General features: G+C 66.5%; 11 protein-coding genes. 7 read left to right on the top strand and 4 right to left on the bottom strand.

Annotated elements, in window-relative coordinates:
- Nucleotides 1-98: 98 nt before the first annotated feature.
- The 4 genes from thrC (at nucleotide 99) to CFB24_RS15645 (ending at nucleotide 6,471) form a co-directional block, all read left to right on the top strand.
- Complete coding sequence (thrC, locus tag CFB24_RS15660; protein ID WP_088521580.1) at nucleotides 99-1,517, top strand: threonine synthase; 1,419 nt, start codon at nucleotides 99-101, stop codon at nucleotides 1,515-1,517.
- Entirely contained in the window at nucleotides 1,507-2,769 is a 1,263-nt protein-coding gene (locus CFB24_RS15655; protein WP_088521579.1) for a M16 family metallopeptidase, read from the top strand. Before thrC ends, CFB24_RS15655 begins: the two co-directional genes overlap by 11 nt.
- A gap of 54 nt (nucleotides 2,770-2,823) precedes the next feature.
- Nucleotides 2,824-3,426: a GNAT family N-acetyltransferase gene (locus tag CFB24_RS15650; protein WP_088521578.1), complete on the top strand. Its 603-nt coding sequence runs from the start codon at nucleotides 2,824-2,826 to the stop codon at nucleotides 3,424-3,426.
- Between the two features lie 159 nt (nucleotides 3,427-3,585).
- On the top strand, nucleotides 3,586-6,471 hold the full coding sequence (locus CFB24_RS15645) for an EAL domain-containing protein (protein WP_088521577.1): 2,886 nt from the start codon (nucleotides 3,586-3,588) through the stop codon (nucleotides 6,469-6,471).
- Nucleotides 6,472-6,491: 20 nt separating this feature from the next.
- On the opposite strand, the gene CFB24_RS15640 is transcribed toward CFB24_RS15645, so the two are convergent.
- Nucleotides 6,492-7,088 carry a YqgE/AlgH family protein gene (locus CFB24_RS15640; RefSeq protein WP_244593294.1) on the bottom strand — a complete coding sequence of 199 codons (597 nt, stop codon included), beginning with the start codon at nucleotides 7,086-7,088 and terminating at the stop codon, nucleotides 6,492-6,494.
- Between the two features lie 191 nt (nucleotides 7,089-7,279).
- Here CFB24_RS15640 and CFB24_RS15635 point away from each other — a divergent pair, with 191 nt between their 5' ends.
- Together CFB24_RS15635 and CFB24_RS15630 are read left to right on the top strand one after the other, a co-directional pair.
- Nucleotides 7,280-8,035: a protein-disulfide reductase DsbD domain-containing protein gene (locus tag CFB24_RS15635; RefSeq protein ID WP_158255310.1), complete on the top strand. Its 756-nt coding sequence runs from the start codon at nucleotides 7,280-7,282 to the stop codon at nucleotides 8,033-8,035.
- Nucleotides 8,032-8,778, top strand: a complete 747-nt coding sequence (locus CFB24_RS15630) for a 16S rRNA (uracil(1498)-N(3))-methyltransferase (protein ID WP_088521574.1) — start codon at nucleotides 8,032-8,034, stop codon at nucleotides 8,776-8,778. The genes CFB24_RS15635 and CFB24_RS15630 overlap by 4 nt, the downstream gene beginning before the upstream one ends.
- A gap of 15 nt (nucleotides 8,779-8,793) precedes the next feature.
- On the opposite strand, the gene CFB24_RS23130 is transcribed toward CFB24_RS15630, so the two are convergent.
- A complete protein-coding gene (locus CFB24_RS23130; protein ID WP_158255309.1) occupies nucleotides 8,794-9,519 on the bottom strand; it encodes a class I SAM-dependent methyltransferase in 726 nt (241 codons plus the stop codon).
- A gap of 159 nt (nucleotides 9,520-9,678) precedes the next feature.
- On the opposite strand from CFB24_RS23130, the gene CFB24_RS15620 reads away from it, so the two are divergent.
- Nucleotides 9,679-9,963, top strand: coding sequence for a hypothetical protein (locus CFB24_RS15620; RefSeq protein WP_104469690.1), 285 nt, complete (start codon nucleotides 9,679-9,681; stop codon nucleotides 9,961-9,963).
- Here CFB24_RS15620 and CFB24_RS15615 read toward each other — a convergent pair.
- Both CFB24_RS15615 and CFB24_RS15610 read right to left on the bottom strand, forming a co-directional pair.
- Nucleotides 9,957-11,357, bottom strand: coding sequence for a glutamate--cysteine ligase (locus CFB24_RS15615; protein WP_088521571.1), 1,401 nt, complete (start codon nucleotides 11,355-11,357; stop codon nucleotides 9,957-9,959). The genes CFB24_RS15620 and CFB24_RS15615 overlap by 7 nt on opposite strands.
- A 176-nt stretch (nucleotides 11,358-11,533) precedes the next feature.
- Complete coding sequence (locus CFB24_RS15610) at nucleotides 11,534-12,286, bottom strand: DUF937 domain-containing protein (RefSeq protein WP_158255308.1); 753 nt, start codon at nucleotides 12,284-12,286, stop codon at nucleotides 11,534-11,536.
- Between the last annotated feature and the right edge of the window lie 26 nt (nucleotides 12,287-12,312).

Raw genomic sequence — 12,312 nt, 5'->3', positions numbered from 1 at the left:
GCGCAATTCCGCCAAGGCTTCGTCATTCGCCTGTCCGGTCGGACATGACATCGGCGCGACAAGGCGTTAAAAGGCGCGAAAGCTAGCGGAACAGATCCTTGACCTATATCTCCACGCGCGGACAGGCGCCCAAAAAAACCTTCACCGAAGCCCTGCTCGCCGGCCTCGCCCCGGATGGCGGCCTTTATGTGCCGGAAAAAATGCCGACCCTCCCGGCCGAGGCGTTGCGCGCGTTCGCGGGCAAGCCCTACGCCGAGGTGGCGCAGGCCGTCATTTCCCCCTTCCTCGACGACGGGCTGGCACCGGCCGAATTCCGCGCCATGCTGGACGGCGCCTATGCCGGGTTCCGCCACAAGGCGGTGACGCCGCTGGCGCAGATCGACGACAATCTGTTCGTGCTGGAGCTGTTCCACGGCCCGACGCTGGCGTTCAAGGACGTGGCTATGCAGCTGCTGGGCCGCCTGATGAACAAGGCGCTGAAGGCGCAGGGGCGGCGCGCCACCATTGTCGGGGCCACCTCGGGCGACACTGGCGCCGCCGCCATCGAGGCTTTCCGGGGCCTCGACCAAGTCGATGTCTTCATTCTCTACCCCCACGGCCGCGTCTCCGACGTGCAGCGCCGGCAGATGACCACGGTCGCCGACGCCAACATTCACGCCATCGCGCTGGAAGGCACGTTCGACGACGCCCAGGCGATGCTGAAAACCTTTTTCCGCAATGCGCCGCTGCGCGAGGAGCTGGGCCTGTCCGGCGTCAATTCCATCAATTTCGCCCGCGTCGTGGCTCAGATGGTCTATTATTTCACCGCCGCCACGGTTTTGGGCGGGCCGGACCGCAAAGTGTCGTTCACCGTGCCCACCGGCAATTTCGGCGACATTCTGGCCGGCTACATGGCCAAGCAGATGGGGCTGCCGATTGAGAAACTGATCGTCGCCACCAATTCCAACGACATTTTGGCCCGCGCGCTGGAGACTGGCCGTTACGAAGTGCGCGGCGTCCACGCCACGTCGTCGCCCTCGATGGACATTCAGGTGTCCTCCAATTTCGAGCGCCTGCTGTTCGACGCCGTCGGGCGCGACGCTGCGGTGATTCGCGGCCTGATGGCGAGCCTGGAGCAATCCGGCGCCTTCGACATTCCCGCGCCCGCGCTCGCCGCGATCCGGCAAAGTTTCGCCGCCGGGGCCGCCAGCGAGGCCGACACCGCCGCGGAAATCGCCCGCACTTACAAAGAGTGCGAATATATTCTCGACCCCCACACGGCGGTGGCGGTCAACGTCGCCCGCAAACATCTCGCGCGCGATCCGAAAACCCCGATGGTGGCGCTGGGCACGGCCCACCCCGCCAAATTCCCCGATGCGGTCAAGGCGGCGATCGGCGTATCCGCGCCCTTGCCGGCGCATCTCGCCGATCTGTTCGCGCGCAAGGAAAAATTCGACGTGCTGCCGAACGATCCCGCGGCGATCGCCGGCTTCATCAAAGCGCGGGCCCGCGCCGTGACGCACAAACATGGCGGTTGAGTCCTCGGAGCTCTCCTGCGGCCTGCGCGTCGTCACCGACGCCATGCCTGGCCTTGAGACCGCATCGCTCGGCGTCTATTTCGCCGCGGGGTCCCGGCATGAGAGCGCGGCGGAGCACGGCCTGTCGCATCTTCTCGAACATATGGCGTTCAAGGGCACGGCGCGGCGCGACGCCCGCGCCATCGCCGAATCCATCGAAAATGTCGGCGGCGACCTCAACGCCGCCACATCGGTCGAAAACACCGCCTATTACGCCAAAGTCCTGCGCGAAGATTGCGGGCTGGCGCTGGACGTGCTGGCCGACATTCTCACGCAAAGCCAGTTCGACGCGCAGGAGCTGGAGCGGGAGAAGCAGGTGATCCTGCAGGAAATCGCGGCCCTGCAGGATTCGCCGGAAGAACTGATCTTCGACCTGTTCAACGCCGCCGCCTTTCCCGACCAGGCGATCGGCCGCCCGATCCTCGGCACGGCGCCGCGGGTGAAAGGGTTTTCGCGCGGGACGATCCAGGCCTATCTCGACCGGCATTACACCGCGAAAAATTGCGTCGTCGCCGCCGCCGGGGCGGTCGATCACGCCGCGATCCGCGCCTATGCCGAAAACCTGTTCAAGGATTTGCCGCGCCACGATCCGGCGCCGCTCACGCCCGCCAAATATCTCGGCGGCGAGATCCTCGTTTCCAAAAAGCTGGAGCAGACCCAGGTCGTGGTCGGCTTTTCCGGCGTGTCCTATGCCGATCCGGCCAATTACGCCGCGCATATTTTCGCCAACGCGGTCGGCGGCGGCATGGCCTCGCCGCTGTTTCAGGAGGTGCGCGAAAAGCGCGGCCTCGCCTATGGCGTCTCCGCCTTTCATTGGTCGTTCCTCGACGCCGGCCTGTTCGGCTTCGAGGCCGGCGCCCATGCCCGCGACGTCGGCGAACTGGTCGCCGTCGGCGTGGACGTTCTGGCGCAGGCGGCTCATGACCTCAGCGAAATCGACATGGCCCGCGCCAAGGCGCAGACCAAGGTGGCGCTGCTCACCGCGCTGGAGAGTTCCTCCTCGCGCGCCGAGCAGATCGCGCGGCAGACGATGATTTTCGGGCGCGTGCTGTCCCAGGCGGAGGTGATCGGCGAAATCGACGCGCTGACCCTGCGCGATGTGCGCGCGGCCGGCGCCGCCCTGTTGCGCACGCCGCCGACCGTGGCCATCCTTGGGACGGTCAAGAAGCCCGTAACGTCGGGAGACATAGCCGCGCGCCTCGCAGGCGTGTAAAATGGAAACGGGTCGCCGGCGCTTCGCCGTCGCGCCAAACCAACGCCGCCGGTCATGAGTTTTTTCTCGCTCTCGCGCCGCAAGCCCTCCGAACTGGTGATCGCCGGCGAGGGGGTTTACCTGCGTCCGGCGCTGCCCCGGGATTTTGAACAATGGCGCGAGCTGCGCGCCTGCAGCCGGGCGTTTCTGAAACCCTGGGAGCCGCGCTGGCCGGCGGACGATCTGACCCGCGTCGGCTTTCGCCGCCGCCTGATGCGCCAGGATCGCGACCGGATGGACGATCAGGCCTACACCTTTTTGTTGTTTCGCGAGGACGACCACGCGCTGCTCGGCGGCCTGACGCTCGGCAATATCCGGCGCGGCGTCGCCCAATGCGGCACGCTCGGCTACTGGATGGGCGAGCCCTTCGCCGGCCAGGGCTATATGTCGAAAGGGGTCGCGGCGGCCCTGCGCCACGCGTTCACCGATTTGCGCCTGCACCGGGTCGAGGCCGCCTGCGCGCCGCACAACGACCGCTCCCGCCGCCTGCTGGAGCGGCTCGGCTTCCAGCACGAAGGCTTCGCGCGGGCCTATCTGTTGATCGACGGCGCCTGGCAGGATCACCTTTTGTTCGGCCTGCTCGAAAGCGATGTCGCCGGCGCGGCGCCGCATTGTTAATTATCGACAAAAACCCGTGTGAAAACCGGAGACATTAAGTCGGCGCCTCTGGACGCGGGGTCGCTGCGCTTCTATGGCTAGACCGGACACACATTCGACACGAACAAGGCGCAGGCGTTCCGCCCCGCCAACCCAAGCCAAACCCTCGCTCAAGGTCACGTGCGCCTGTTTCGTCTGGTTCTCCTGCTCATTCTTCCGCTCGTCGCCTGGCTCGCCGCCGCTGTCCCGGCTGGAGCGGTGGAATCGGTGCGCGTGCCGCTGGACGCCCAGGCGATCGACCTGACGCGCTGGGTCGAAAACTACTCCAACCAGGGCGACCGCATCCAGGTTTCGACCGCGCCCGGCTCGGACGGCATCGTCCGCCGCATTGAGGTGCATGCGCGCGAACAGGGCGCGCATCCCGCCTGGATCGTTTTCGCCCTGACCAACGACACCGACGAGCAGATGGAGCGGCTGATCGTCGCCCCGCATTATCGTGTGGTCAGTTCGGGCGTGATCTGGCCCGATCTTGGCGCGGAGCGCATCGCCGAAATCACCGCTTCGCAGGGCATCGCCCCGGAAAAGCAGGACATGGCCGACGCGGACGTGTTCCGCCTGACGCTCGACCCCGGCTCCACCGTCACCTATGTCGCGGAGCTGAAGACGCCGAAACTGCCGCAGCTCTATCTGTGGGAGCCGGAGGCGTATAAGGACAAGACCACCGGGTTGATGCTCTACAAGGGCATCGTCATCGGCATCGCCGGTCTGCTCGCGCTGTTCCTCACCATCGTCTTCGTGGTCAAGGGCGCGGTGATCTTTCCCGCCGCCGCCGCGCTGGCCTGGGCGGTGCTGGCCTATGTCTGCATCGACTTCGGATTCTGGTCCAAAGTGTTCGGCACCGAGGCCAACGCCGACCGCATCTGGCGCGCCGGCGCCGAAACCGTGCTGGCCGCTACTTTGGTGGTCTTCCTGTTCGCTTATCTGAACCTTAGCCGCTGGCATGTGCGCGCCTCGCAGCTGGCGGGCGTGTGGATCGTGTTCCTGCTGGCGCTGGCCGGGCTCGCCGTTTACGACGCGCCGGTCGCCTCGGGCGTGGCGCGCATTTCGCTCGCCACCATCGCCGGGGTCGGCTTCATTCTGGTGGTCTATCTCGCCACCCATGGCGTCGAACGGGCGGTCATGCTCATTCCCACCTGGCTTCTGCTGATGGTCTGGGTGGCGGCGGCCGGCTTCACCGTCAACGGCTCGATCAACAACGACCTCGCTTCGCCGGCCCTGCTCGGCGGGCTGGTTCTGCTGGTGATGCTGATCGGCTTCACCATCATGCAAAGCGCCTTCGCCTCGGGGGGCGTCGCCCATGGCGCCATCAGCGACGTCGAGCGCAAGGCGCTGGCGCTGACCGGCGCCAATGAGATCATTTTCGATTGGGATGTGATCGCCGACTCGATCTTCGTCAGTTCCGAGATCGAGGAGCAGCTGGGCCTCGGGCGCGGCGCGCTGGAGGGGCCGGCCTCGTCCTGGATCAATGTGCTGCATCCGCAGGATCGCGACGGCTACCGCGCCTGTCTCGACACCGTGATCGCGCAGCGGCGCGGCCGGGTGGCGCTGGATTTCCGGCTGCACGCGGCGGACGGCCATTATTTCTGGTTCCGGCTGCGCGCCCGCCCGGTGGTGGGGCCGGACGGGCAGGTGGTGCGGCTGGTCGGCACGCTGGTCGACGTCACCGATCAGAAGAACGCGTTGGAACGGCTGCTGCACGATTCCGTCCACGACAATCTGACGGGACTGCCGAACCGCGAGATCTTCTTCGACCGTCTCGACATGTCGCTGACGCTGGCGGAGACGGAGAATGGCCATCACCCGACCGTGGTCTGCATCGACATCGACCGGTTCAAGAAGATCAACGATTCCGTTGGCGTGTCCGCCGGCGATTCGATCCTGCTCACGGTGGCGCGTCGGCTGGGCCGGCTGATTCAGCCGCGCGACACGCTGGCGCGCATTTCCAATGATCTGTTCGCCATCATTCTGGTCTCCGAGGACGAGACCGAGGCCATCGTCAATCTCGCCGACCGCATCCGCCGGACCCTGTCGACCCCGGTGACCTTCGCCAATCGGGAAATCGGCCTCAGCGTCTCCATCGGCGTCGCGCTCTACGATCCGCAATGGCATCCCAAGCGCGAGGACATGCTCAAGGACGCCGAGATCGCCATGCGCTACGCCAAGCGCGACGGCGGCGGGCGCATTGAAGTGTTCCGGCCGTCGATGCGCTCGCAAAGCTCGAACCAGCAGGCGCTGGAAAGCGAGTTGCGCCGCGCCATCGACCGGGATGAAATCAAGCTGCTGTTTCTGCCGGTGGTGCGGTTGCAGGACCGCACGGTCGCCGGTTTCGAGACGCTGCTGCGCTGGCAGCACCCGCGCATCGGCAAGATCGAGCAGGCCGATTTTCTGCCGCTGGCGGAGGAAACCGGCCTGACCATCGACCTCACCCTGTTCGTGCTGCAACGCGCCGCCCGCGAACTGGCGGCCTGGCAAAAGGCTCTGGTGGTCGATCCGCCGATTTTCGTGACCGTCAACATCTCGTCGCGGCAGCTGCTGCGCAACGACCTCGTCACCGACCTCAAGAACGTTCTGGCCCGCTCCCATGTCGCGCCCACCTCGTTCCGGCTGGAGCTGAGCGAAACCCTGGCGATGGAAAATCCGGAATTTTCGGTGCAATTGCTCAACCGGCTGAAGGACGTCGGCGCCGGACTGTCGCTCGACGATTTCGGCTCCGGCTATTCCTCGCTGGCCTATCTGCAGCGTTTTCCGTTCGATTCCATCAAGATCGACCGCGCCTTCGTGCGTCAGGACGGCGGCGGCGACCGCGCGGTGATGCTGCGCTCGATCGTCTCGCTCGCCCATGATTTCGGCATGGAGGTCGTCGCCGAAGGCGCGGAAAGCGAATCCGACGTCATCGAACTGTCGCAGATCGGCTGCGAATACGCCCAGGGCTTCGCCTTCGGCCAGCCGCTCAGCACCATGGACGCGCGCAAGCTCGTCGGCGCGGCGGCCGAGCCGACGGGTTGAGGTTTTCGCGCGCCCCCGCCTTAAGCGTGTCCCGCCTGCTCGGACAGGAAGCCCAGATCGACGCCGATGGCCTGCAGCGCGCGTTCGTATTTGGTTTCATGATCCTGGTCGAACAGCAGATCGGGGTCGGCCGGAACGATCATCCAGCTGTTGGCGAGAATCTCGCTTTCGAGTTGCCCCGCCGACCAGCCGGCGTAGCCCAGCGCCAGCACCGCCCGCTCAGGCCCCTCGTTCAGCGCCATCGCGCGCAAAATGTCCAGCGTCGCCGTCAGACACACGTCCCCGTCGATGGCCAGAGTGGTGTCGCCGCCGCGGTAATCGGCCGAATGCAGCACAAAGCCGCGCGTGGTTTCGACGGGGCCGCCGTTCAGCACCCGCATCACGCCGAGATCCGGGCTGAGGCGGGCGTGGCCCGGCGCCTCGATCACCTTGAGCTGCAGCAGCAGGTCGCGCAGGCTCACGCCGGGCGACGGGTGATTGAGGATCAGCCCCATGGCGCCGTCCTCGGAATGCGCGCAGACATAGACGACCGCCCGCGCGAAAAACTGGTCCTGCAGGGCCGGCATGGCCACCAGACATTGCCCGTCCAGGAATTTTTTGCCAATCGTACCGGTCACGTCGTGCTTCCCATCGAGCGGCGCGCGGCGAAGTGGAGTCGAACTTCCGCAAGAGCTTTCATAACAAGAGCTTGCGAAAACAGAGACTTCTATTCTGAATGCGGCCGATTCGCGATCCAGAACGGCCGTGCGGCCCCGCAACTCTCCCGAGGACATGCTAAAGGATGGATGCGCAAAGGAAACCCCCGGCGATGCTTTTTGTTCTCATAGTTTCCGCGCTGGCGACCCTGATTGCGCCCGCGGGCGCCGCGCCGGGGACGGGCGCCCGGGCGCAGCTGATCGAGGGCGGCGGCGCCGCCGCCGGCCGCTTCGCCGGATTGCGGATCCAGCTGCCGGCGGACGCCATCACCTACTGGCGCGATCCCGGCGACGCCGGCGTCGCGCCGAGTTTCGACTTCTCCAAATCCGAAAACCTTGGCTCCGCCGAAGTGCTGTTTCCGGCGCCGGCGCGGTTCGACGAGGCGGGGGCGCAGATCATCGGCTACAGGCGCGAGGTGGTCCTGCCGCTGAGGGTGACGGCCCGCGACCCCTCGCGCCCGATCGCTCTGGCGGTCGCGGTGGATTATGCGCTCTGCGCCAACATCTGCATTCCCGCCCGCGCCGATCTGCGCCTCGACCTGCCGCCCCAGGCGGAGGCGGCGCCGGGTTTCGCCGCTGCGATGGCGCGCGTGCCGCGCCGGGTCGCCGCCGAGGAGGCGGCGGCTTTGGCGCGCCTGTCGCGCGCGCCTGACCGCGACGGCAAGCCGCAATGGCTGTTGCGCCTGACCACCCCGGCGCCGGATGTCTTCGCCGAACCGCCGGCGGGGTTTCATGTCGAAAGCCGGAAAACGCCGGAGGGTTTTCTGCTCACGCTCGACGAGCGGCCGGCGCCGGACGCCCTGCCGCCCGCGCTGCGCATCACCGTCGCGGGCGAGGCGCCGTTCGAGTTTTCTCAGGAGCTGAAATGACCCGCCTCGATTTCACCTCGCAACGGCTGTGCGTCGACGCCGACTTGCGCGAAGGCGCGCGGGTCGAACTCAGCCGCGAGCAGAGCAATTACCTGTTCAACGTGCTGCGGTTGGGCGAGGGCGCGGGCCTGCTGGCGTTCAACGGCCGCGACGGCGAATGGCGCGTGACAGTCCAGGCGGCGAAGAAGGCCGGCGCGCTGACGGTCGAGGCGCGCACGCGCGACCAGGAGATTTTGCTGGATATCGACTATCTGTTCGCGCCGTTGAAACACGCGCGTCTCGACTATATGGCGCAGAAGGCGGTGGAAATGGGCGCGCGAAAACTGCGCCCGGTGATCACGCGCCGCACCCAGGCGACCCGCGTCAATCTCGACCGCCTGCGCGCCAACGCCATCGAGGCGGCGGAGCAATGCGGCATGACCGCGCTGGCCGAGATTTGTTCCGAGGAGAAGCTCGACCGCGTGCTGGACCAATGGCCTGCGGATCGGCTGCTGGTGTTCTGCGACGAGGCGGCGGAGATCGCCGATCCGCTCGCCGCCCTGCGCGCGGCGGGCGCGGGGTTCGAGAAATTCGCGGTGCTGATCGGCCCCGAAGGCGGGTTCGATGAGGCCGAGCGCGGAAAATTGCGCGACCTCAAGCCGGTGGCGCGGATTTCGCTGGGGCCGCGCGTGTTGCGCGCCGACACGGCGGCGGTCGCCGCGCTCACGCTGGTTCAGGCGACGCTCGGGGATTTGCGGGGCTGAAACGCCCCGCGCCGCTCACAGCGCGAAATGCAGCGAATGATCGAAGCCGCGCAGCGCGCGCGCCTCGACGAATTCGACCTGCTCGTAGGCGGCCCGGAGGTTGTCCTCGCTGTTTTCGACGGCCTTGAACTCGGTGACGATCCGCAGGTAATTCTCGAACAGCGCGTCCGAGCGCGGGTCGAGATTGGTGGCGAACAGCAAGCCGGTCGGCGGCGACTTGACGCCCTTGAGAACCAGATCGGGGCGGTATTTCCTGAGAATCGGGATGATTTTCCAGACATCGCCGGTCCACCATCCCGCGAAGGTCTTGTCCTTGCGGGTCTCGAACGCATGGACGCGCTCGGTCATCTCCGCGTTGAGCGGGAAGCAATCGTGCATGGCGATCAGCGAATTGCCGCGCGACCGGCGTTCGGCGTTGGCGAAATCCCGCAGCAGGAATTCGAACAGGTGCATGCCGTCGAGAAAGGCGAGGTCGACGCCCTCGGGCGCCAGTCGCTCCAGCACGCCGCTTTGGAAAAAGGCGTCGCTCGACTGCTGGAACAGATGCAGGGCGTTCTTGCCGGCCGCGACATTGACGTTGAGGCGGAAGTTTGGATCGACGCCGATGGCGGTGTCGACGCGGATCGCCGCGAGATTATCGCCCTTGCTCACGCCGATTTCGAGGTAGCGGCGCGCATCGCGTGAAGCGATCAAGCCATTGAGCACATCGGCGTAGCCGTCGTCAGTGTGCGAAATGAGCATCGGCGATCCCATCGGCTGCAATGATCGGCGCGTCCGCGGCGCCGAACCTTGCGTCACCTTAGCAATGCCGCGCGCCTCTGTCGAAAAGTTTGGCGGGCTTCGACATGTTCTCGCCACGTTGATGGGTTGAAACAAACCCATGAAGTGGAGCTTGTCCGCATGAACGCAGTTCCGCGACGCGCCTTGCGCGCCAGCGTTGTTGTTTGGGGCTTGGGCGTCGTCTGGGCCTGGGGCGTCGCGCCGGCTTTCGCCGACGAGCATGGCCGGGTGCGGCTCGAAGACAGCCCCCGCTCCAGTCTGGCCGCCGATGCGCGCGGGCTGGCCGCTGCTCCGCTGCCGCCGGGGCCGGATTTCAGCGCCCCGACCGGCCTGCGCGCCGTCCGCGCCTATGGGCCGGAGCAGCGGATCAGGCTCAAGCAGATGAACTTCACCGGCGTTCAGTAAACGCAGTCGACGAAAGCCCGCTTGATGTCGCCGCCCCAGCCGCCCGCCGCGGCGTCGCGGTGATAAAGGGCGAGCCTGCGGCCCGCGAGCGTTTCGCCGCTGGCGGCGATTTCTTCCAGCGGCGTAAGATAAATAGCTTCGCTATGGCCCTTGGCGTCGAGCCGGGCGCGCCGATCCAGCCCCGCCCGCACCAGCGGCAGCACTTTTCGCGCGAGATCGAGCAGGCTGAGGCCGGCCGCCTTCGCCGCGAGTCCCTCGCGCGGCACGCGCTCGCGCAAGACGCGGCGATCTTCGTCGCTCCAGCCCTTGACCAGATCCCACGCCGCCTCGGACGCCTGCGCGTCATAGAACAGGCCGGCGCAAAAGGCGGTCAGGGCGACGATGTGGCTTTTCGGCCCGACGTCGGCGCCGCGCATCTCAATATAACGCTTGAGCCGGACTTCCGGGAAAATGGTCGAGAGGTGATTGGCCCAGTCGGATATGGTCGCGCGTTCGCCGGGCAGGGCGGTCAGCTTGCCGGCCAGCAGGTCGCGGAACGAGGCGCCGGCGACATCGTGATAAACGTCGCCGCGCTTGACGAAATAAAGCGGCACGTCCAGCGCGTAATCGACATAGGCCTCGAAGCCCATGCCCGGCTGAAACGCGAACGGCATCATGCCCGTGCGCGCCGCGTCCGTATCGGTCCAGATCTGCGAGCGCATCGACAGCAAGCCGTTGGGCTTGCCGTCGGTGAAGGGGGAATTGGCGAACAAAGCGGTGATCAGCGGCTGCAGGCTCAGGCCGAGGCGCAGCTTGGCCACCATATCGGCCTCGGAGGCGAAGTCGATATTGGTCTGCACCGTCGAGGTGCGGAACATCATGTCGAGACCGAGCGAACCGACCTTGGGCATGTAGCGCGCCATGATCTGATAGCGCTGCTTGGGCATGACCGGCGTTTCCGCGCGCGTCCACAGCGGGCTCATGCCTAGGTCGAGAAAGCCGATGCCGCAGCTTTCCGCCGCCGGCGCCAGCGCCGCGAAATGCGCGTCGAGTTCGGCGGCGGTCTCGTGCGCCGTGTCGAACGGCGCGCCCGACAGTTCGAACTGGCCGCCGGGCTCCAGCGAAATGGCGCCGCCGCCGTGCGGATCGAAAAGCCCGATCAGCGCGCCCTCGTCCTCGATCGGCTCCCAGCCTTGCGCGAGACGCAACGATTCCAGCAGCGCCGCGATGCCGCAGGTTGGGCAATCGCGCCGGCCGCCATAGGGCACGGGACGGTCGTCGATACGGTAGAACGGGATTTTCTCGTGTTCCGTTCCGATGCGGAACGGACCGTTCGGCTTGTTGCCGGCCTCGAACCAGCTCACGAGTTCGTCGCGCGACGAGATCACTTGTTCATCGATAACGTCGCGAGCCATGAAAATCTTTCGACACGTTTTCTGCAGGGGCGGGCCAGCGGGCCCACCGCCAACGATCCACATGAACGCGGAGGCGTCGGCGAGCGCCGACGCCTCGCGTCACGACCCCTAGATAAAGCGTGGCCACGATTTGCGCAATCTGGCGAGGCCGCAAGCTGCGCTTGCGGAACCCCGGCTCAGCGTTTCGCGAAAACCTCGCTGAGAACGGCCTGCAACGACGCGGGCGTGTGGCAGGATTTGAGCAGGTCGTCCAGCACGTCGGCTTGCGCCGGCGCGGCCTTGGCCACGACGGGCTCGGGGGCCGGAACCGGGGCGGGCGCACGCGCAGGCGCGGCCGGCGCGGCCTTCTTGCCTTTGGCCAGGGGGCTGAACAGCGCATTGAACAGCGGGTTGACGACGCGGCCGAGGACGGCGCCGGGGCCATTGGAACCCTTGACCTTCAGGGATTCGTCCGGCGCGGGTTCGGGTTCCGGCTCGAACTCCGGCTCGGCTTGCGCAGCGGCTGGCTCGACTTCGGCCAGCGCCTTGGCGACGCCGCCCGCCACGATCGCGGCGACCGTGGACGCCAGAGCGTGAAGCGTGCCCGCCTCCACGCCGGTTTCCGCCACAATGTGATTGACCACCTGTCCGACCCCGTCCACGCCGAAGATGCGTTCGAGCAGGCCTTTGCCGGCTTCCGCCACTTCGGGAGATTGCGCGGCGGCGGGATCGGCGTAGGCTTGCTGGTGCGTCGGCGCGTTCAACGCGGCGATGATCGAATCACGCCCTTGCGCGCTCTGAAGTTGATTTTGCAAGCCCTGGGCGACCGCGGAGGTCAGCGAATCAACCGCCGCCTGGGTCTGCGCCGACGAGAGACCGAACTGTTGGGCGAGGTTGCCAACGACTTCGCCGCCATGCGCGGCCTGAACAAGGGAAGGAAGATCAACCATTTGCGCCTCTCGGGACATTCACAGGC

This window comes from Rhodoblastus acidophilus (assembly GCF_900187365.1).
Taxonomy (GTDB): domain Bacteria; phylum Pseudomonadota; class Alphaproteobacteria; order Rhizobiales; family Beijerinckiaceae; genus Rhodoblastus; species Rhodoblastus acidophilus.
The sequence above is the reverse complement of the archived record's forward strand: the minus strand, read 5'-3'. Positions and strand labels throughout refer to the sequence as shown.

Bases quoted from the DNA above. Each gene is read 5' to 3' on its own strand.
- CFB24_RS15655 (WP_088521579.1), top strand. From the start codon at position 1,507: ATGGCGGTTGAGTCCTCGGAGCTCTCCTGCGGCCTGCGCGTCGTCACC.
- CFB24_RS15650 (WP_088521578.1), top strand. From the start codon at position 2,824: ATGAGTTTTTTCTCGCTCTCGCGCCGCAAGCCCTCCGAACTGGTGATC.
- CFB24_RS15635 (WP_158255310.1), top strand. From the start codon at position 7,280: ATGCTTTTTGTTCTCATAGTTTCCGCGCTGGCGACCCTGATTGCGCCC.
- CFB24_RS15630 (WP_088521574.1), top strand. From the start codon at position 8,032: ATGACCCGCCTCGATTTCACCTCGCAACGGCTGTGCGTCGACGCCGAC.
- CFB24_RS23130 (WP_158255309.1), bottom strand. From the start codon at position 9,519: ATGCTCATTTCGCACACTGACGACGGCTACGCCGATGTGCTCAATGGC.
- CFB24_RS15620 (WP_104469690.1), top strand. From the start codon at position 9,679: ATGAACGCAGTTCCGCGACGCGCCTTGCGCGCCAGCGTTGTTGTTTGG.
- CFB24_RS15615 (WP_088521571.1), bottom strand. From the start codon at position 11,357: ATGGCTCGCGACGTTATCGATGAACAAGTGATCTCGTCGCGCGACGAA.
- CFB24_RS15610 (WP_158255308.1), bottom strand. From the start codon at position 12,286: ATGGTTGATCTTCCTTCCCTTGTTCAGGCCGCGCATGGCGGCGAAGTC.